The organism is Pleionea mediterranea, from assembly GCF_003148745.1.
Lineage (GTDB): Bacteria > Pseudomonadota > Gammaproteobacteria > Enterobacterales > Kangiellaceae > Pleionea > Pleionea mediterranea.
The window spans coordinates 46,998-65,853 of the sequence record NZ_QGGU01000002.1 but is presented as its reverse complement, the minus strand read 5'-3'; the positions used below and the strand labels follow the sequence as shown (position 1 = coordinate 65,853).

At 43.5% G+C, this 18,856-nt stretch carries 21 protein-coding genes; 6 read left to right on the top strand and 15 right to left on the bottom strand.

What is annotated here, in order from left to right:
* Positions 1-90: 90 nt before the first annotated feature.
* The 3 genes from dnaJ to grpE all read right to left on the bottom strand — a co-directional run bounded on the left by dnaJ (position 91) and on the right by grpE (position 4,163).
* Positions 91-1,230, bottom strand: a complete 1,140-nt coding sequence (gene dnaJ / locus C8D97_RS02415) for a molecular chaperone DnaJ (RefSeq protein WP_109761750.1) — start codon at positions 1,228-1,230, stop codon at positions 91-93.
* 118 nt (positions 1,231-1,348) lie between these two features.
* Positions 1,349-3,280, bottom strand: a complete 1,932-nt coding sequence (dnaK, locus tag C8D97_RS02410) for a molecular chaperone DnaK (RefSeq protein ID WP_109761749.1) — start codon at positions 3,278-3,280, stop codon at positions 1,349-1,351.
* Positions 3,281-3,503: 223 nt separating this feature from the next.
* A complete protein-coding gene (gene grpE, locus C8D97_RS02405) occupies positions 3,504-4,163 on the bottom strand; it encodes a nucleotide exchange factor GrpE (RefSeq protein ID WP_109761748.1) in 660 nt (219 codons plus the stop codon).
* A 309-nt stretch (positions 4,164-4,472) separates the two neighbouring features.
* Between grpE and C8D97_RS02400 the strand changes: the two genes are divergently transcribed.
* Both C8D97_RS02400 and recN read left to right on the top strand, forming a co-directional pair.
* Positions 4,473-5,360: an NAD(+) kinase gene (locus C8D97_RS02400; protein ID WP_109761747.1), complete on the top strand. Its 888-nt coding sequence runs from the start codon at positions 4,473-4,475 to the stop codon at positions 5,358-5,360.
* Positions 5,361-5,574: 214 nt separating this feature from the next.
* Entirely contained in the window at positions 5,575-7,233 is a 1,659-nt protein-coding gene (recN, locus tag C8D97_RS02395; protein WP_109761746.1) for a DNA repair protein RecN, read from the top strand.
* Between the two features lie 79 nt (positions 7,234-7,312).
* Here the strand turns inward: recN and fur are convergent, their stop codons facing one another.
* Positions 7,313-7,714 (bottom strand): ferric iron uptake transcriptional regulator, encoded by a 402-nt coding sequence (fur, locus tag C8D97_RS02390; RefSeq protein WP_109761745.1) that lies wholly within the window; start codon positions 7,712-7,714, stop codon positions 7,313-7,315.
* Positions 7,715-7,823: 109 nt separating this feature from the next.
* Here fur and C8D97_RS02385 point away from each other — a divergent pair, with 109 nt between their 5' ends.
* Positions 7,824-8,156: an outer membrane protein assembly factor BamE gene (locus tag C8D97_RS02385; protein WP_109761744.1), complete on the top strand. Its 333-nt coding sequence runs from the start codon at positions 7,824-7,826 to the stop codon at positions 8,154-8,156.
* Between the two features lie 57 nt (positions 8,157-8,213).
* On the opposite strand, the gene C8D97_RS02380 is transcribed toward C8D97_RS02385, so the two are convergent.
* Positions 8,214-8,540, bottom strand: a complete 327-nt coding sequence (locus C8D97_RS02380; RefSeq protein WP_109761743.1) for a zf-HC2 domain-containing protein — start codon at positions 8,538-8,540, stop codon at positions 8,214-8,216.
* Positions 8,534-9,145: an RNA polymerase sigma factor gene (locus C8D97_RS02375; protein WP_245411380.1), complete on the bottom strand. Its 612-nt coding sequence runs from the start codon at positions 9,143-9,145 to the stop codon at positions 8,534-8,536. Before C8D97_RS02375 ends, C8D97_RS02380 begins: the two co-directional genes overlap by 7 nt.
* Before the next feature lie 152 nt (positions 9,146-9,297).
* On the opposite strand from C8D97_RS02375, the gene C8D97_RS02370 reads away from it, so the two are divergent.
* Both C8D97_RS02370 and C8D97_RS02365 read left to right on the top strand, forming a co-directional pair.
* Positions 9,298-9,879 (top strand): HvfX family Cu-binding RiPP maturation protein, encoded by a 582-nt coding sequence (locus C8D97_RS02370; protein WP_109761742.1) that lies wholly within the window; start codon positions 9,298-9,300, stop codon positions 9,877-9,879.
* A 144-nt stretch (positions 9,880-10,023) separates the two neighbouring features.
* On the top strand, positions 10,024-10,230 hold the full coding sequence (locus C8D97_RS02365) for a hypothetical protein (RefSeq protein WP_109761741.1): 207 nt from the start codon (positions 10,024-10,026) through the stop codon (positions 10,228-10,230).
* Between the two features lie 17 nt (positions 10,231-10,247).
* Here the strand turns inward: C8D97_RS02365 and C8D97_RS02360 are convergent, their stop codons facing one another.
* The 4 genes from C8D97_RS02360 to C8D97_RS02345 are packed head-to-tail and all read right to left on the bottom strand — an operon-like array spanning position 10,248 to position 13,392.
* Positions 10,248-10,457, bottom strand: coding sequence for a hypothetical protein (locus C8D97_RS02360; protein ID WP_109761740.1), 210 nt, complete (start codon positions 10,455-10,457; stop codon positions 10,248-10,250).
* Positions 10,433-10,816: a DUF423 domain-containing protein gene (locus C8D97_RS02355; protein ID WP_109761739.1), complete on the bottom strand. Its 384-nt coding sequence runs from the start codon at positions 10,814-10,816 to the stop codon at positions 10,433-10,435. Before C8D97_RS02355 ends, C8D97_RS02360 begins: the two co-directional genes overlap by 25 nt.
* Before the next feature lie 4 nt (positions 10,817-10,820).
* Positions 10,821-12,470: a glycosyltransferase family 2 protein gene (locus tag C8D97_RS02350; protein ID WP_109761738.1), complete on the bottom strand. Its 1,650-nt coding sequence runs from the start codon at positions 12,468-12,470 to the stop codon at positions 10,821-10,823.
* Positions 12,471-12,498: 28 nt separating this feature from the next.
* Positions 12,499-13,392: a glycosyltransferase family 2 protein gene (locus tag C8D97_RS02345; protein ID WP_109761737.1), complete on the bottom strand. Its 894-nt coding sequence runs from the start codon at positions 13,390-13,392 to the stop codon at positions 12,499-12,501.
* A 182-nt stretch (positions 13,393-13,574) separates the two neighbouring features.
* Here C8D97_RS02345 and lpxL point away from each other — a divergent pair, with 182 nt between their 5' ends.
* A complete protein-coding gene (gene lpxL / locus C8D97_RS02340; RefSeq protein ID WP_170115108.1) occupies positions 13,575-14,786 on the top strand; it encodes an LpxL/LpxP family Kdo(2)-lipid IV(A) lauroyl/palmitoleoyl acyltransferase in 1,212 nt (403 codons plus the stop codon).
* 78 nt (positions 14,787-14,864) lie between these two features.
* Here the strand turns inward: lpxL and C8D97_RS02335 are convergent, their stop codons facing one another.
* Genes C8D97_RS02335 through C8D97_RS02315 form a run of 5 tightly spaced genes read right to left on the bottom strand, consistent with a single transcriptional unit; the run spans position 14,865 to position 18,829 of the window.
* Positions 14,865-15,497: an SCO family protein gene (locus C8D97_RS02335; RefSeq protein ID WP_109761735.1), complete on the bottom strand. Its 633-nt coding sequence runs from the start codon at positions 15,495-15,497 to the stop codon at positions 14,865-14,867.
* Positions 15,494-16,393 (bottom strand): heme o synthase, encoded by a 900-nt coding sequence (gene cyoE, locus C8D97_RS02330; RefSeq protein WP_210204829.1) that lies wholly within the window; start codon positions 16,391-16,393, stop codon positions 15,494-15,496. Before cyoE ends, C8D97_RS02335 begins: the two co-directional genes overlap by 4 nt.
* A complete protein-coding gene (locus C8D97_RS02325; RefSeq protein WP_109761733.1) occupies positions 16,386-17,411 on the bottom strand; it encodes a COX15/CtaA family protein in 1,026 nt (341 codons plus the stop codon). Before C8D97_RS02325 ends, cyoE begins: the two co-directional genes overlap by 8 nt.
* Entirely contained in the window at positions 17,404-18,063 is a 660-nt protein-coding gene (locus C8D97_RS02320) for a hypothetical protein (RefSeq protein ID WP_109761732.1), read from the bottom strand. Before C8D97_RS02320 ends, C8D97_RS02325 begins: the two co-directional genes overlap by 8 nt.
* Positions 18,053-18,829, bottom strand: a complete 777-nt coding sequence (locus tag C8D97_RS02315) for an SURF1 family protein (protein ID WP_109761731.1) — start codon at positions 18,827-18,829, stop codon at positions 18,053-18,055. Before C8D97_RS02315 ends, C8D97_RS02320 begins: the two co-directional genes overlap by 11 nt.
* Positions 18,830-18,856: the final 27 nt, after the last annotated feature.

Genomic DNA, 18,856 nt, shown 5'->3' with positions numbered 1-18,856 from the left:
ACAATCTCACATTTGAGTGTCTTTAAAACATAAAAAATGGCGCATTAATGCGCCATTTTTTATGGTGTTACTAAAATAATTCTTAAAAACCTACTTGGTAATGCCTTCCCAAAAATCTTTCACGCCGTCAAACCAGCTTTTTGATTTTGGGTTATGTCGACTGTTGCCATTCTTCAATGATTCTTCAAACTGACGCAAAATATCTTTCTGCTCTTTATTAAGATTCACCGGGGTTTCTACCACTACCCGACAATACAAGTCGCCAGCGTGTCCACCTCTCATCGGCATAACACCTTTACCTCTTAACCGAAACAGTTTACCCGATTGAGATTCAGCAGGGACTTTTAGGTTAACCCGGTTATCAAGGGTTGGCACTTGCAGCTCACCACCAAGACAGGCAGTTGTAAAACTGATGGGAACTTCGCAATAAAGATCATTACCATCCCGGGTGAAAATAGCGTGCTCTTTGACATGAACCTGAACATACAAGTCACCCGGCTGAGTGCCTGGTCCACCCGCTTCACCTTCACCGGAAAGACGAATTCTATCACCAGTATCCACACCTGCCGGAATTTTAACAGATAGTGTTTTTTCCTTGCGGACACGCCCCTGACCACTGCAACTGCCGCATGGATCTTTAATCATGGTGCCCTGACCATGACATTGTGGACAGGTTTGTTGTACCGAAAAGAAACCTTGTTGCATCCGAACCTGACCGGCACCACCGCACATGTCACAGCTGGTGGGGGAGGAGCCTTTTTTCGCACCATTACCGTTACAAGTTTCACAGGTCACATAAGTGGGCACATGAATTTTAGCCTGAGTGCCGTGAACCGCTTCTTCCAGAGATAACTCAAGGTTGTAACGCAAATCGGCGCCACGACGAGCACGATGGCCACCGCCTGCACCGCCACGGCCACCAAAGATATCGCCAAAGACATCTCCAAAAATATCACTGAAGCTGGCACCGCCAGCGCCACCACCACCAAATCCGCCTTGAGAGGGATCCACACCGGCATGGCCAAATTGATCGTAGGCTTGTCGTTTTTCTGCACTCGACAATATTTCAAAAGCCTCTTTGGCTTCTTTAAACTTGTCCTCTGCTTCTTTGGAATCAGGATTACGATCGGGATGGTATTTCATCGCCAATCGACGATAGGCTTTTTTAATGTCCTGATCGTTGGCAGATTTATCTACCCCTAATATTTCGTAATAATCACGCTTCGACATACCGCTTTGTCCACTTCAGTTCATGCAAAATTCTGTTGATACAAAATAGATTCTGTACAGACGAAGACGCGGACAACAAGGTCCGCGTACTTCTTACTCGATAATTAGTCGTCACTAATTACTTTTTCTTGTCGTCCACTTCTTCAAACTCAGCATCAACAACGTCATCTTCACCTGATGCTTTTTGTTCACCTGAAGCGTCAGCGCCTTCAGCGGCCTGCGCTTGCTCTTGTGCTGCAGCGTACATGCGCTCTGCCATTTTCGCAGAGGCCTGAGATAGTGCTTCTGTTTTTGCTTCGATTTCTGCTTTGTCGTCGCCTTTTATAACTGCTTCAAGATCGGTAATAGCGGCTTCGATGGCTTCTTTCTCACCATCTTCCATGGTGATGTTCTCATCGTTCATGCTTTTACGAGTCGCATGAATAAGACCGTCAGCTTTATTACGAACATCAATCAGTTCTTCGAACTTTTTATCTTCATCGGCATGAGCTTCGGCGTCTTTGACCATTTTATCCACTTCATCATCCGACAGACCCGATGAAGCTTTGATCACGATGGACTGCTCTTTGCCCGTTGCTTTGTCTTTTGCCGAAACATTCAGGATACCGTTGGCATCAATGTCGAAGGATACTTCGATTTGCGGAATGCCACGCGGTGCAGGTGGAATGTCCTGTAAATCAAATTTACCCAATGATTTATTTTGACCGGCTTGTTTACGCTCACCTTGCAGCACATGAACCGTTACCGCAGTCTGATTGTCTTCTGCCGTAGAGAAGGTCTGCGATGCTTTTGTCGGGATCGTGGTGTTTTTCTCGATAAGCGAAGTCATCACGCCGCCCATGGTTTCAATACCCAGAGACAGAGGCGTTACGTCCAGTAACAATACGTCTTTCACATCACCCGCTAGAACAGCACCTTGAATAGCAGCACCCATAGCAACGGCTTCATCAGGGTTAACGTCTTTACGAGGTTCTTTGCCGAAGAATTCAGTCACCGCTGATTGAACTTTAGGCATACGGGTTTGACCACCCACCAGAATAACGTCGTCGATATCGGACACATTCAGTCCGGCATCTTTTAACGCTACTTTTAATGGCTCAAGAGTGCGCTCAACCAACTGCTCAACCAGAGACTCCAATTTTGCACGGGTCAGTTTAATATTTAAATGCTTAGGGCCAGTTGAATCTGCCGTAATGTAAGGCAGGTTCACATCAGTCTGCTGGCTAGAAGACAATTCAATTTTGGCTTTTTCGGCCGCTTCTTTCAGACGTTGCAATGCTAGTGCATCACTGTGCAAGTCAATGCCACTTTCTTTTTTGAACTCTGCCGCCAAGTACTCGATAACACGAAGGTCAAAATCTTCACCACCAAGGAAAGTATCACCATTGGTCGATAACACTTCAAAGGTATGCTCGCCTTCAACTTCTGCAATTTCAATGATGGAAATATCAAAGGTACCACCACCCAGATCATATACCGCAATGGTGCGATCGCCTTTCGCTTTATCCATGCCATACGCTAATGCCGCAGCAGTTGGCTCATTAATAATACGTTTAACTTCTAGCCCAGCAATACGACCCGCGTCTTTGGTTGCCTGACGTTGTGAATCGTTAAAGTAAGCAGGAACCGTGATAACCGCTTCGGTAACTTTCTCACCAAGAAAGTCTTCCGCGGTTTTCTTCATCTTCTTTAATACTTCAGCTGAAATCTGTGGTGCGGCTTTTTTCTCGCCTTTTACTTCAACCCAGGCATCACCATTGTCCGCTTTGATAATTTTATACGGCACCATTTTGATGTCTTTTTGTACGACGTCGTCTTCAAAACGACGACCGATCAAACGTTTTACCGCAAACAGTGTGTTTTCAGGATTCGTTACAGCCTGACGTTTTGCCGACTGACCGACCAGCGTTTCACCGTCATCAGTAAAGGCCACAATAGATGGTGTGGTACGTGCGCCTTCGCTGTTTTCAATAACACGCGCATCTTTACCATCCAGAACCGCCACACAAGAGTTGGTGGTTCCTAAATCGATACCGATAATTTTACCCATGGTACTTCTCCAATCTTTTACATTAAATTTAAAACTGAGGGTTACTGCCCGGAGGCTGATGAATCAGCGCTAACAAAAGCAATAACCGGATAATTTGTCTTGTTTCTTTATCTTGGGGCTTTTTTGATCAATTCAAGCGCTAGGATTTCAACTTTGTTGCCGTTATTTTTCTAAGCCCCCGGTTAATTTCAGGTTCTCAGATAAACCACTGCCTTGAAAAAATCTAAACCTTTTGATCAATGCTTGGCGCTTTACCTTTATTCACCACCACTCGAGCAGGGCGAACCAGACGACCATTTAGCGCATAACCTTTCTGGAATACCGCAATCACAGCATTGGCTTCAAAATCGGCGTTTTCCTGCATCGACATGGCTTCATGCAATTCCGGATTAAATGACTCACCAACGGGATCCAGCTGCTCGACATTCTTTTTGCTTAAAGTATCGAGGAATATTTTAAGCGTTAGCTCCATGCCTTCTTTCAAGGCTTTTGCTTCTTCTGATTCAGCCGGTTGCGCCAGACCTTGCTCAAGGCTATCAATCACTGGCAGCAATGACTCAACAAAGCTTTCCAGAGCAAATTTATGCGCACTTTGAACATCACGTTCTGCTCGTCGGCGAATATTGTCGGATTCGGCGTGCGCTCGAAGCACCGCTTCTTTCTGTTCGGTTAATGAAGCTTCAGCCTGTTCTAACTGAGCTTTTAACTGCTCAACCTCTGAACCGGCAGTCTCTGATTCTGACGGTTGCTGACCGGAGATATCTTCGGCTGCGGTTGTATCAGTATCGGCTGATTGCTCCTCTACCATTTGCTCCTGTGCATTTTGCTCAACCGCTTCATCTGCTGTGCCTGCGGCAGTATCTTTTTGCGTTTGCTCTGACATAGTGTTACCCCGTCTGCTGATTGTCAGAATGACAACTTGTCTCTTAATAAAAAGAGATATGAAAATTTGGTTGGGAGGTATATGGGGGTAACTCAGGGTGATTCAAGTGTAAAATATGTAAATTTACCGATTCGGCGAACAACCCTTATACAAGAGTAATAATAACACTCAGCGATTGGCCAATTGTTTAAACGCTTAGCCCCCTTGACGGCAATCAAAACACAACGAACCCCTTGAATTGCCTAGGGTTTAGCGGTTAGAGTGACTAAGACTTTGTGCTTAACAGCACGCCTTTACAATGGACACCTCATGAACAGCAAAGCGCGCGTTTTTCAAAATATTGGTATTGTTGGCAAGCCGCAAAATCCACAAGCCGCAGAATCGATACAAACATTACACGATCATCTCGTTGCAGAAGGCTGTGATATCTGGGTGCAGGACTCGCTCGCCAGTGATTTTGAATCAGAGGTTGCGAAATTTTTACCGCGTCAGGAGCTTGGCAAAGAGGTCGATTTGATGGTTGTGGTTGGTGGTGATGGCAGCATGCTAAATGCTGGACGCACCCAAATACAGCATCAGGTACCCACCGTTGGCATCAATCGCGGTCATCTGGGATTTCTAACCGATGTACGACCGACCGAAGTGGTTGAGCGCATCCATGAAATTTTGCACGGTCAATACACCGAAGAAAAACGCTTTATTTTAAATGCCGAAGTGATACGCGACGATAACATTATTGGCGACTCTGCGTCGGTCAATGAAGTGGTTATCCACCCCGGCGAAATTTCAAAAATGCTTGAATTTGAGCTGTTTATTAATAATCAGTTTGTTTACAGCCAACGCTCCGATGGTCTTATCGTCTCCACACCTACCGGCTCTACCGCTTATGCGCTCTCTGGCGGAGGCCCGATAATTTCGCCGCAAGTCGATGCCATGGTACTGGTGCCAATGTTTCCTCATACCTTATCCAGCCGTCCAATTGTTATTGATGCCAACTCCGTGGTTGAGCTGGTTATCGCTCAGGACAATCGCCATTCCCCCATGGTCAGTTGTGATGGTCAGGAAAATATGGGACTGGCACCGGGTGATCGCATCCGCATTAAAAAGCATCCGTTACCACTGCGCATTTTACACCCGACAAACCACGATTATTACAAGGTGCTGCGTAATAAACTGGGCTGGGGGCATAAGCTCTAGAGCGTGTTTATCTTTCATTCTAGGTAAAGTTATTTCGGCTGATCGCACCGTTTCATCAAATAATGGTTGCACTTTCCCTGACAACTACTTATATAGTTAGTAAAACAACTGACAATTAGTGGTTAAGCCTTTACACTGGCAGACACATTTAACGGCAAAATACATTATTTAAATAAAATCCATCATTTGAATAATAATCTCGGCAAAAAAACTTATGCTCGCATCCATACAAATTAAAAATTTTGCGCTTATTGAACAGCTTGAGCTGGATTTCCACACCGGCATGACGGTTATTACCGGTGAAACCGGTGCCGGTAAATCGATTGTTATTGACGCACTGGGTTTGGCATTGGGAGAACGTGCCGATGCCGCCTCAATCCGATTTGGTGCCGAAAAAGCCGACATATCTGCCAGCTTTACTATTGCTGCTGACTCACTGGCTAATCAATGGCTGGCACAACAGGAGCTGGATGATGGCAATGAATGCATCTTACGCCGTGTGATCGCCAAAGAAGGCCGCTCGCGATGTTTTATCAATGGTCGCTCAGCAACTCTGTCAATGCTGCGTGAACTGGGTGATTTACTAGTGGATATCCACGGCCAGCACGCTCATCAATCTTTGTTAAAACCCTTGCAACAGCTGTTGTTACTGGATGAGTTAACTGACGATACCGCGCCACTACAAGAGGTCAAATCTTTAGCCGCCGAACACCGAAAAATTGCCAGTCAACTGCATGAATTACAACAGGATACTAGCCAAAGACAGGAACGATCCGAATTACTGGCTTATCAATTACGCGAACTTGAAGCCCTGTCTTTAACGGAATCTTCCATTCAGCAGCTGGAACAGGATCATGCTCGAGCATCCAATATGCAGCAACTGACCCAGTCTACCCAGCAGGCGATGAACGATATATTTGATCAGGAGCCAGGGTTATTTGGTCAACTACTGCATTTTCAGGAACAATTTAAGACCCTGTCGGAAAAAGATCCGGCGCTTACTGCTGCCTATGAATTACTGCTTTCAGCCAACAGCAATCTCGAAGAGGTGAAGTCGGAGCTCAGACATTATCAGGATTCACTTGATATGGATCCTGAACAATTGAATGAACTGGATGAACGCTTAACCGCATTATTTGATTTAGCCAGAAAGCATCAGGTGGATATGGCAGAACTTCCGACCACCGAACAGCAGATCCGAGATGAGCTCACCCAACTTGAGCAGGCCAGTGAAAATACCGAAGAGCTTGAGCAACGACTGAAACAGATTGAGCAGGAATATCGGCAAGCAGCCGAAAAACTCACCAAGCAACGTAAGCAAATTGCCAAGCAATTGTCAGCGGATGTGACCAAGCGTATGCAATCACTCGGTATGGACGGCGGGAAACTCACCATTGAATTGCAACCGCATAACGAAAACTTTTCTCGTCACGGCAATGAGCAGGTGGCTTTTCTGGTCACCGCAAATCCGGGGCAACCCCTGCAACCTTTAGCAAAAGTGGCTTCTGGTGGTGAACTTTCACGCATCAGTCTGGCTATTCAGGTTATTACCGCTGAAAAACGGGTGACGCCCTGTCTTATATTTGATGAAGTGGATGTGGGTATTGGCGGACAAACCGCCGATATTGTCGGGCGTATGCTGGAAAATATATCACAACACGCCCAGGTCATTTGTGTGACGCATCAGGCTCAGGTAGCCGCTCGTGGTGCACACCATCTTCGAGCCATAAAAACCCGTCACAAGAACGCCACAGAAACCGCTATGGCGTCGCTTGAAAGTCAATTAAGGATCGAAGAAATTGCGCGAATGGTCGGTGGTCAGGATATAACCGACTCCACCTTACAGCACGCTAAAGAATTGTTGGCCGGATAGTTAACGCAGCTGTCAATTAACTACCCGACAATCGCTCGAACGAACCAACCGATTCTGAGCGAATCTAATCACACGGCGGTTAGTCTTTTGGCTCCACATAGAGTACCAGAGAGTGATCCACCAGTTTATAACCGTGCTCTTCGGCAATGTCTTTTTGCAGCTGCTCTATGATTTCACTATGAAACTCTATGACCTTGCCAGATTGCATACACACCATATGGTCGTGATGATCGCCGCGCTCCAGTTCAAAAACAGAATGACCGCCTTCAAAATTATGACGAGCTACCAATCCGGCCTGCTCAAACTGTGTCAACACCCGATAGACAGTTGCCAGACCCACTTCTTCTTCAGCCTCCATCAATGCCTTATAGACATCTTCAGCGCTCATGTGCGGATCTTCACTGTTCTCTAAAATCTGTAAAATCTTGACTCGAGGCAGGGTGATTTTTAACCCGGCTTTTTTAAGTTGTTGATTATCCAAGGATCGCTCCAAACGTTAACAAGTAATCTATGTCTTCAAACGGAAATTACGGATATAATACGCAGATTAGTGGTCGAAGCCCAAATGAATTTATTAAAAAGAGTAAAAAATGCGAATTATTAATTTAATCGTGGCAGCGATTGTTTTGCTGTCACTTTCAGGTTGCTCCATTTACAAAATCAATATTCGTCAAGGCAATATCATCGAGCAAAAACATGTCTCTCAGATCAGAAAAGGCATGACCAAAGCTCAGGTTCAGTACCTTCTTGGCAAGCCATTGGTCAATGACACCTTCGGCGACAACAAGTGGCATTATGTGAATACTTTTAAGAGTGGCCAAACCGGTGAACAGACCCGTACCCAATTATTCATTACCTTTGACAACGACAAGGTCATTAACATGAGCGGTGACTTTGAGCTACCAGAAGGGTTTAATGGCTGACACTGGCTATAATATTGTGAAAGGTCTCTGATGTTTACAGCAAGTAATTGAAGAGACCTAGATCGTGGAATCTGACTTCCCGTTATTTTTTACCACATTATCACCGTTCTGTTTGTCGTCCTTCTGTTTAACGTCCTGTTGATTAAAATCTGTTTGCTCAAAATCATCCAGTAATTGCCGTTTGATGGGTTCCGGCATTGTTTTACGTGTCATCCATATTTTTAACGATTGACTGGTGACCCTCATTTTCTGAGCATAACGGCGACAGCGTACACACATCATCAAATGTAATTTAAAACCAACACGGCGCGCCAGAGGTAAATTCTCATCCAACTGCAAGCTACTTTGCTCACTTACTTTTTTACAACTGGGCAATCCTAACATTTTCCCTCACGCTCAAACCGTTCAATAACTTTTAATACTTTGTCCCGTGCTCGATGCAACAAAACTCTTACATTGGATGATGAAACCTCTAAAATGTTACAGATCTGTTCTAAAGTGTAAGCTTCTGTTTCCTTCAGCATTAAAGCTGATTTTTGATTATCCGGCAGTTTCTCAATGTGTTTTTTAATGCAATCTTCCAGCTCAATTGCTTGCATAAGTTGATCAGGCGAGTCGGAATGCCATTGCTTTGAGGTCGATTGCCAGTGGCCGTTTTCGGTAAAACGGGGATCCGACGACCAGCCATCGTCCATTTGATCCAACGAAACGTTACGCGACTCCTTGCGACGGCGGGTTTTTGCTTCGTTTGCCAAAATACGCATTACCCAGCTCTTTAAGCTGGAACGCCCTTCAAATTTAGGCAGAGCACGCATCACCGAGACCCAGGTTTCCTGTACGATTTCATCGGCGATCGCTTCCCCGGCAATGGAAGACGCCACATAAAACATGGAGCCATACCAATGATCCATTAATAACTGGAATGTGCGCGAATCTTTCAAAAGCAATTTTTTGATCAGCTCCTGATCATCTGGAATTGATTCTGGCAAAAACTATCCTAGGTTGATGTGGTATTGTGTATTTAGATTTTAAGCAAAATTTTGCACTAAAAACAATTAATTAGCGTTATTTTTTAATTTATTTGCAACATTTAGCCAATTGATTCATCTTAACTGAACAGACACACAACATTGAGAACGTCATGATTAGAGATAAACTCAACAGCATAATAACAACCTATCACTCTCTGATAACAAAACTTCAACACTTATCCGGGGTTGCGCCACTGGCCATTCGAATTTACCTGTTTTTGCCTTTTTATCTGGCGGGTAGTAAAAAATTTGGTGCCATGGACAATACTATAGCCTGGTTCGAACATTCACTTGAGTTGCCTTTTCCTGAGTTGATGGCTTATCTGGCGGCCACAACAGAGTTTGTTGGGGCATTTTTACTGATTGCTGGTTTTGCCACACGCTTCATCGCGATCCCGTTGATGATCACCATGATAGTCGCGGCTGTAACCGTACATTGGGATAATGGTTGGTATGCCATTGCTCAATCATCGGATCCGGAAGTGGGTAACCGGTTGGAGGCTGCCCGATCTATATTGCAAGAGCACGGAAAAATGGACTGGCTAACCGCCAAAGGTTCTTTTGTGGTATTGAATAACGGAATCGAGTTTGCAGCCACTTACTTTGTAATGTTGCTATCGCTACTGTTTACGGGTGGAGGCAGATACACCAGTGTCGATTATTGGTTAAATAAACGATTTCAACAGCAGTAATTCAAAAAAGCTCTTAACAAATTCGTTTTAAAAATCACTTTGTCTTAAGACCAAAATTCAACTTGAATTTTGGTCTTGCCCTCTTACCTTTGACTGATTTTTGAGCTATATATTAAATAAGGTCTTCGGGTAAGGGGAATCATTATGAAACAACGCATTCGATTTATTTCGGTATCGGCATTAGCGGTCACAACTCTATTACTTATGGGTTGCGTTAACTCAACTCCTGGTCAAAGTTATGTCGTAGACAGTGATAAAGTTTATGCCATAGAGAAGGCTGCAAAAACTTCTTCAACCAATGTTGATGTTATTTGGGTTAACCCTCCCCGAAAACGCGTTAAAATTGACTAATATTAAAACTTAAAGCATTAATTTTCTTTTGATTTTTGTCGCCTTACTTTTAACACAGTAACGCCGACAAAAATCAGAAGCATGCCGATCATACCACTATAAAAATGTTGATCGAATTGCTTCGTTGACGCTTCAAATAATAAATTGGGCGCTACCAATAATAGAATGCCGGCGAACATCAGCGCACGTGCCAGCCAAATGATTAAGCCGCTTTTATTGCGAACCATAATAGCGCTGCCCATCCCACTAGAAATGCCAAACCTCCCAATGGAGTAACCGCACCCAACCACTTAATATTGGTCAAAGCTAAAGTGTATAGACTTCCTGAAAAAATAATAATGCCAATTAAAAAACTTACTGCCGATACTTTTAAAGATTGCGCAGCGCTAAATTGAGCTTGAGAAAGTAATAAACCAACAACCAGTAATACCAGTGTGTGAAACATCTGGTATTGCACAGCGGTTTCCCAGATCCCTTTGGCGTATTGATCCAACCGGTGCTTTAAGCCATGTGCCGCAAAAGCCCCTAAAACAACCGTGAAAAAGCCGGACAGTGATGCAAAAATTAATGCCCATTTAGCCGTCATAAAATTACCACACACACTCTTTGGTTAAACGTCGCTTGCTACCCTTTAAATATTTTCGGGTTTGACCAAGCCCCATCATATCGTCAAATACCGAGCCTGTATCCAGGTATGTATTGTTTGGGTAAGTTTCAGTTAATTTATAGATCAGCATATTACTCAGCACACCGGCACAAAAAATAAACACATGATTTTGAATGTTGTTGTCTTCAATAAAGAGGGTGATTTCTTTCAACAATCGATCAAAGTCTTCGGTCCAGGCATTTTTTCCGACTCGAAAATCTTCTGTCACCTTAAACGGCAAGTCATCAAACGTTGCCTGTTCATGACACACCATCACCACCTGTCGATCATTTAATAAGGGAAGGGTCGACTCAAGAAATCTTGGGTAGTTTGCATTCACAAACAGGTTCGCCCAGGTAAGCTGCGCATCAGGCTGTTGTGACTGAGCCCTCAGTCGCTCACAATGTTGATCACCCACACAACAACGGCAAGGCAAACCAATAAAATATTGCGGATGACGAAACAGTAACGATTGCTCCAAAACAGAACGATAACTTTCGTCACGCTCATCACCCGGAGTGTATTTGTGTTCGCCGTTGCACTTTTCAGACAGATCAACCGCTTCACCATTGATCACCAGCATTTCACCATCACCAAAACGCACCAAAGAAAAGGATTGATGATCCGAAAGTTTTTGGTTGAACCACTCCAGTTCGGTTTTAAATTGTCGTTGCCGGGTATCGGATTTAGAGACCCGTTGCCACACCTGTTGCCAACCATCCGCCAAATATCGATTAACAATTTGCGACCGTGTATCACGATGATCCTTGGTTTTATAAGTCGCCACTTTCATTCGGCCAACGGTTTTGCCAAAATCTGGACGGCAACTCCATAAGGTTTCATCGTGCTCGGGATGCGGCGGCACAAAGGTTTCAACACCACCATGCTTTAGCGCCATGTAACTTAAATGTATATCTTCGCCGTTATCCCAAAATGCGGGCTCTTCTCGCCACATAAAATTGATATGACGCTTACGAAAAAACCATGCATGGCCAACCAGATCTACCACCTGAGTTTCGGTAGAATGCAAACCATTCCAGCCAGCTTTTTGTTTACTCGAATAACCACCAGACTCAGGCAGTAGAACTCCTGAGCCGCCCAAAATACCATCGTTGCCCGCCTTAATGGTGTTTAAACAATTTTCAAACCAACGTGGTTGCGGCAAAATATCATCGTCGAAAAAAGCCACAAATTCGGTTCTTACCAAATGCGCCAACGCAAAGCGCCCCCAGAATAACCAGTTGGTGTTGGAGGCAACCACCCGATCAGCTAATTCGGATACATCGAGTAAATCTTCTTCACTTTGATTCGACCATACCCAAATTTCATCTGGCGGTACGCTCTGATTTCTAAGTGCTTTGATTTGATCGGCCAAATATTCAGCTCGACGATAAGCCGTTAAAATCACAGTAATACCAGAGCTTTTCGCCTCAGGCATAGGTGTAGCTTTCTGATTAAACTCGACAGTACCTGCACTGGCCAACTTTTTGCGCTGTGAAGCGCCGCCAAGTTTAACCCGCCACAAGCCCATTACCCGGGTATTCCACCACCACTTAATTCGCTGAGCGATTGTTTTTCGTTGTTTGTTGGTCATAATAATCTTGTCTAAATGGTTGCAAACACTATTCCTGCAGGTGCCTTATTTTGCTGCGCAGTTCAGATACTTTGGAATTTTCTTTGTAGCGGCCTTTCGACACATGCCGGATTTGAAACACATTGGGAATATCAACTGGTGTTCCACGGCTACCCAATAACCAGCGGAAAACTTTGTCTTCGTAAGTTTTACGCCAACTGTGTTCTTCGGTTTGATACAGACGTATTTTGTCGCAGTAGCCTATGGCACGGGCGACATCACCGTGTACTATTTGAAACGCACCTTTGGCTTTATCTCGACTGTGCTGAGTAAAATCGGAAGTATCAATATCCACTACGGCAGGTTCTGCACCCTGCTTTAATAAGGGATTATCATCATCCAGCATCGAAGTAGTGCTTTCATGACGAGGAAAAACAAGACTTGTTGTCACGTCTTGTAACTCTTCGCTCAGCGCATCAAGGCAGCCTTCACGGAACAAAATATCGCAGTCGGTAAACCAGATCCAGTCCGCTTTGGTGTGCTTTGCGGCATGATTGCGGCCAATACTGCGTCGAAACAGTTGTGTTCGGCTCAGAGGTTGCCAGTTCCAGGTCACATTTACCACTTCTTGGGTACTAAAAAAGTTGAGCAGTTTTTCAGTAGCTTTATCTTCCGGACAATAAAAAACAGTAACCGTTAATTGAGTTTTTGTGGGGGGAAACAAACAATAAGAGCTCAACTGGTAAGCCAGCAAATGAGAGTAATTCCAACAATGGCTAACCATTTCAAGAGTTAATGGCCCTGACACTTTGCTACGTTTTTTCTCTGGTGGAAGCGCATCTCTAAACCATGACGGTGGCAAGGTACCCGCAGAAGCAATACGATAAAAAAGACTCGCAGCTTCATCGTACCAACGTTTTTTAAATGACTTAATTTCAGGCATAGGTGTATTCGTCATGACGGTTGTGCAAACAATGCTCGCATCATACCATAAGCCTTAATATCGATATATCGAAGTTAAGTTCTATAAATCCGGCATTAAAGAATATTGTCTTTACGATATAATCAACCACAGTAAATAATTAATACGAGTTATCAATGACTCGTCTCTATGTGAGAGATTCGGTGAGTACAAAGCAAAATAACAGCAAACCTTTCTGGTCGCCTGTCTATTGGCCAAGCCAACTGTTCTTTTTAATTATGCGACTGCTGGCTTTTCTGCCTTATCCTGCGATCCATCGGCTCGGTATTTTAATGGGTAAAGCCATGTATCGACTGGCTAAATCACGCGTTAGAATTGCCCAGATTAATATCAAGAAGTGCTTTCCGCATCTTAGTGAGGTTGAACAAGAAAATCTGGTAAAACAAAATCTGATTTCCACCGGTATTGGTATGTTAGAGACCGCCATGCTCTGGTTTGGTCCTAAACGCAACTGGGATAACCGTCTGATTATTGAAGGCATGGAACACCTTGAACAAGCCAAGGCGAATGGAAAAGGCGGCCTGTTATTGTCGTTTCATTTAACCAGTCTGGAAATAGGCGGTTCTCTGCTCGGTACACAAATGGAACTAGCTGCCCTTTATCGTAAAAATGAAAAGGCCTTGATTGAACATAAAATGACAAAAGGTCGTGGACAATACGTTCACCCTATTGCACGGGAAAATACCCGGGCAATGGTTCGATGGATCAAAAAAAATGGGTTTGTCTGGTATGCGGCCGATCAAGATTATGGTCGGAAACAAAGTATTTTTGTGCCCTTTTTTAATATACCAACGGCCACCATTACTGCGACAACGCGTTTCGTAAAATTAACCGGAGCACCGGTTATTCCTATGACCCAGCAGCGGATCGGTAATGGCAAAAAAATTAAAGTCACATTGCACCCACCGCTCGAAAATATGGGTACCGATGCCGAGCAAGATGCCATAACCATAAACCGTTTTCTGGAACACTACCTAAAGCAACACCCTGAAGATTATCTCTGGATACATCGTCGTTTTAAAACTCGACCAACGCTGAGCTCACCCTCGTTTTACCCGAAAAAGAAAAAAGGCCGTCAAGTCACACCTAATCGCTATCGAGATATCATTGAAGCGGCTGAATGGATAGAAGAAAAAGATGGAAAGCCTTATCGACTTAAAGAGAAAGAAGCGCTGATTTATTTTTACTACCGTAAAGAAACGCTGTTTGCAGATAAATTGGGAAAACACGCTAAAGCCTGGGGTGAAACACTGGACAGTGAAACCATCGACAACCAGACATTCAAATTTCAGGGCTTAACCCGTTATTGTCCATCGCAAAAGTGTGATTTGGTTTATCTGGAATTATCATCTTAAAGTTAAACAAATCTTCTTTAATATAATTCCAGATAAACGAATTATTACTTATCTTGGTTTCAAGTATTAAGAGAGTCGTTAAGAGCGAATGATTAAATAGTCTTTAACCATTTGCTCAATATTGTACTCGTAACCTTCTGTTGGATTTTCCATCGACTTACTAAATATAGCGTGCCGTCTGCCCTGAGGATCCACCAAAAATATTTTAGCCGTGTGATCCACAAGATAGTCTTCGCCTTCACCGACTTTATAGTAGATAGCGCCAAAACTTTTCGCAAAATCTTCCAAAATTGTGTGCTCTGCCGTAGCGCCGATAAAGCGCTTATCAAATGCGTGTGCGTATTGCTTCAACTGCTCAGGCGTATCACGTTCCGGATCCACAGAAACCAGAATAATCTGAGTATCTTGCTGTGTTTTTTCCGGTAAATTATTCATAAACTGCTTTAGCGCCGACATAGTAGTAGGGCAAACATCCGGGCAATAAGTGTAACCGAAAAAAATAAAGCTCCATTTACCCTGTAAGCTATTTAAACTGATAGTTGCATCACCTGATTTCAATTCGAAATCTTTTACAGCTCGAAACTTAGGATATACCATGGCATTTTTTGGCTGCTCTTTTGGTTTCTCAACAAAAGAGTAAGCAGCCAGTCCTGCTGCGATTACAGCAACGGTTATTAATGTATAGAGAAGTGTTTGTTTTAAATATTTCATAAATAAATCGTGTAATAGTGATCAATTAACATAATGACAAACAGCAGCATCAGATAGACAATCGAGTACCCAAATGTCTGCATCGCCAACTCAGGTTTATCGGCAAATTTAAGACGTAAAGCATAGATCAAAAATATCACGCCAAGTACGGTTGAGCCTAATAAATAGATCAGGCCAAACATCTTAATAAGAAAAGGAAGAATGGTCGCCAATAGCAATAAAATGGTATAAAAAATAATATTGGTTTTAGTAAATTCAATCCCATGGGTCACTGGCAACATGGGAATGTCAGCTTTCGCATAATCATCACGACGATGTATGGCTAACGCCCAAAAATGCGGTGGTGTCCAGACAAAGATAATTAATACCAAAAGAAGAGCTTGTGCTGGAATTTGACCATTATCGCCGGTCACACTAACCCAACCCAATAATGGTGGAATAGCACCAGATAATCCACCAACCACAATGTTCTGTGGCGTTGCTCGCTTTAGGTACATGGTGTAAACAAAGGCGTAGCCCACCAGACCAAAAAACGTTAATACCGCAGTTAGTAAATTAACCCATATGGCCAAAATTGCCATAGAAGCGGTTGCTAATATTGCACCAAAAATTAATGCTTTTTTCGGATTAATCGTACCCGTTGCAACCGGTCGATTAAGTGTTCGGGCCATTTTCGCATCAATTTGGGCATCCACCACATGATTGACCACAGCCGCGGCACCAGAAGCCATTCCAATACCCAGTGTACCAAGAATTAAAATATCCACTGGCACCATTCCAGGTACAGCCAGAAACATACCTACAATGGCGGTTAATAAGATAAGCGCAACCACTTTCGGTTTGCATAACTCAAAGTAGTCTTGCCACACAGCACGAGAAGTTGAAACATTAGACATGAGCAGGCTCCGTCTTGTTGGTTTCATTCACCCAGATTAATGCGCGCAATCCAACCAAGGTTACTAACAGAAAAGCAGCAACCAGATTATGTGCAACAGCGTTTAACAAAGGTAAATTCATAGTCACATTGACAACGCCCAGTGTAATTTGCAGAACGAGCAACACAAGTAATGCGATTGAAAATGTTTTTACTGTTTTTGTTCGACTTTTACGGAACAGTATAAATAAGATGCTCAATAGAATTGCCGTCACCACTATTGCACCAATTCTATGCGCGGCATGCACAGCAATTTTTGCCTCATTACTTAATACACCGTACTGATAGGTTTCTGCATTATGTCCCCACAAGGTGAAACCTTCAGCAAAATCGGTATGTTCATACCAGCCTGCAAAACAGATCGGTAAATCTGTGCACGCCAATGCCGCGTAATTGGCACTGGTCCATCCGCCAAGGGCTATTTGTATCGCTACGGCAATAATACCAATACTAATAAGCCGTTTACTGCGAATAACTTCTGGCGCAATATTTATATTGGGTTGATACAATCTTAAAGTTAAAACAGCTAATAACGAGAATGTAGCAAAACCACCCAGCAAATGGCCCATCACCACAACCGGATGTAATTTTTCAGTAACTGTCCAGGCACCCAGTGCCGCCTGAAAAGTGATAAGAATCAATAAACCGGTGGATAGCTTGACGCAGGCATCACTATATTGACGACGTTTCATTGCGATAATAAACAAGGCGAATACCACTAACCCAAGTGCACCGGCAAAATAGCGATGCACCATTTCTGGCCAGGCTTTTGCTAATTCATAAGGTTGATCCGGAAACGCCTGATTGGCTTTTTCGATGGTTTCGGCTTTAAGTGGGATCCCCACAAATCCATAACAACCAGGCCAGTCTGGACAGCCCAGGCCGGCATCCGCCAACCGGGTAAATGCTCCCAGGCCAATCACCACTACCACAAGTACAATGGCGGCCATCGTTAATTTTTTTTGCATCGCTTTATTCATCTTTAACACTAACCCCTAAAACTCGCATAACACGGCTAATGTCCGAACGTAAATCTTTACTCTTTAATGGCGCCTGTTGTTTATTGGTGATTAAATCGTAGCGCATAAATATATTACCCAGAGGATCCACAAGATAAATACCATTTACCGGCATTGGTTTTGAGTTGAATCCTTGTAAATCACCTTTGTTGAGTAAAATTCGCTGACCACTCATTTCTGTCTGCATAACATCTATTGATGCCCACTCACCTTCAAGCTCCAATTCTGAATCATTTAAAACCAGTAAAAAGTTATTTTTCTCAACATTTTTAGCAAGACCCAAGTGCGTTTGCTGCAATAAAAACCAGTTAATTTGGCACTGCTCCAGACATTGATTGTCATCCATTACCAACAACCAGTTCCATTTGCCCATATAAGGACTGTCTACCCATTTACCAAAGTTGGAATCGGTGACTCTTAAATCATCGATATGCCATGGCTCGGCAATGACTTCACCTTTACTTTTACTGCCACCTTGAAACCAACCACCAAAGTAGGCCAAATAAGCAAATAAAACAGGGGCTATAAATACAACGGCCAACGCCAGCAGCGTTATCTTATTTTTGCTGTTGTTAGCAGCTTCGTTTTTTTCGGGCGCTTCGTTAAAGTCCATACTCGGTATCTTTTCGTTTCACAGTTAACAATAATAAAATAATAAACAAAGTAGCGGCCAGTCCGAACCACTGCACGGCATACGCCAGGTGTTTATCTGGAGGCATCGAAATCAAAGTCCATTCACGTATAAAACCGTGGTCAGACTCTTTGGAAAGGCGAATTATAAAGGGTAAGGCACTTGATTTCCTAGTCTTCAGTACACTTGATAACAAGTCATAATCCAGCCCTTGAATAAGCCATTGATTTTCTTCTACTTCTAAAAGCGCATGATCAAATAAAATAGGATCGCCTTTACTAAAATAAGCGTAGCCATTACCTGCCCATCGCTCTGGCAACTCCGAAATTTCCGGTAACTGACGCCTATCGGCCAATGCAGCAACCCAGCCACGGTTTACCCAGACAATTTTGCCGCCAGGTAACTTAACCGCCGATAAAATATGATAACCATCTCGTCCTTTGTAAGGCTCATTTGCCAGATACACCTGTAATTCAGATATCGGCTCACCCTGAAAGGTTACTGGCTGATAATCATCAACATTTAGATTAGTTTTGGACAAGTTTACCGGTTGGTTTTTTTGTAGTTGCTGATAATTTTGCTGTAATTGACGCTTTTGCTCAGCCCGATCCAGTTGCCAGAAACCTAAACGAAAAAGACCGTACTCCATAACAATAAAAATCAACACCAGCAATACATTGAAGCGGAGGCATCGCTTCGTAAAGGGAATAGGTATGGTGACACTCAGTTTGTTAAGGTGTTTTATCATTTAAGGCATCGTATAATAAGGCTAAAC

Excerpts from the sequence above, each read along its gene's own strand:
- C8D97_RS02400 (WP_109761747.1), top strand. The coding sequence starts at position 4,473 with ATGAACAGCAAAGCGCGCGTTTTTCAAAATATTGGTATTGTTGGCAAG.
- C8D97_RS02385 (WP_109761744.1), top strand. The coding sequence starts at position 7,824 with ATGCGAATTATTAATTTAATCGTGGCAGCGATTGTTTTGCTGTCACTT.
- C8D97_RS02370 (WP_109761742.1), top strand. The coding sequence starts at position 9,298 with ATGATTAGAGATAAACTCAACAGCATAATAACAACCTATCACTCTCTG.
- C8D97_RS02345 (WP_109761737.1), bottom strand. The coding sequence starts at position 13,392 with ATGCCTGAAATTAAGTCATTTAAAAAACGTTGGTACGATGAAGCTGCG.
- C8D97_RS02315 (WP_109761731.1), bottom strand. The coding sequence starts at position 18,829 with ATGATAAAACACCTTAACAAACTGAGTGTCACCATACCTATTCCCTTT.
- recN (WP_109761746.1), top strand. The coding sequence starts at position 5,575 with ATGCTCGCATCCATACAAATTAAAAATTTTGCGCTTATTGAACAGCTT.
- C8D97_RS02350 (WP_109761738.1), bottom strand. The coding sequence starts at position 12,470 with ATGACCAACAAACAACGAAAAACAATCGCTCAGCGAATTAAGTGGTGG.
- C8D97_RS02380 (WP_109761743.1), bottom strand. The coding sequence starts at position 8,540 with ATGTTAGGATTGCCCAGTTGTAAAAAAGTAAGTGAGCAAAGTAGCTTG.
- C8D97_RS02335 (WP_109761735.1), bottom strand. The coding sequence starts at position 15,497 with ATGAAATATTTAAAACAAACACTTCTCTATACATTAATAACCGTTGCT.
- C8D97_RS02355 (WP_109761739.1), bottom strand. The coding sequence starts at position 10,816 with ATGACGGCTAAATGGGCATTAATTTTTGCATCACTGTCCGGCTTTTTC.
- C8D97_RS02360 (WP_109761740.1), bottom strand. The coding sequence starts at position 10,457 with ATGGTTCGCAATAAAAGCGGCTTAATCATTTGGCTGGCACGTGCGCTG.
- dnaK (WP_109761749.1), bottom strand. The coding sequence starts at position 3,280 with ATGGGTAAAATTATCGGTATCGATTTAGGAACCACCAACTCTTGTGTG.
- dnaJ (WP_109761750.1), bottom strand. The coding sequence starts at position 1,230 with ATGTCGAAGCGTGATTATTACGAAATATTAGGGGTAGATAAATCTGCC.
- C8D97_RS02325 (WP_109761733.1), bottom strand. The coding sequence starts at position 17,411 with ATGAATAAAGCGATGCAAAAAAAATTAACGATGGCCGCCATTGTACTT.
- C8D97_RS02320 (WP_109761732.1), bottom strand. The coding sequence starts at position 18,063 with ATGGACTTTAACGAAGCGCCCGAAAAAAACGAAGCTGCTAACAACAGC.
- C8D97_RS02365 (WP_109761741.1), top strand. The coding sequence starts at position 10,024 with ATGAAACAACGCATTCGATTTATTTCGGTATCGGCATTAGCGGTCACA.
- cyoE (WP_210204829.1), bottom strand. The coding sequence starts at position 16,393 with ATGTCTAATGTTTCAACTTCTCGTGCTGTGTGGCAAGACTACTTTGAG.
- grpE (WP_109761748.1), bottom strand. The coding sequence starts at position 4,163 with ATGTCAGAGCAAACGCAAAAAGATACTGCCGCAGGCACAGCAGATGAA.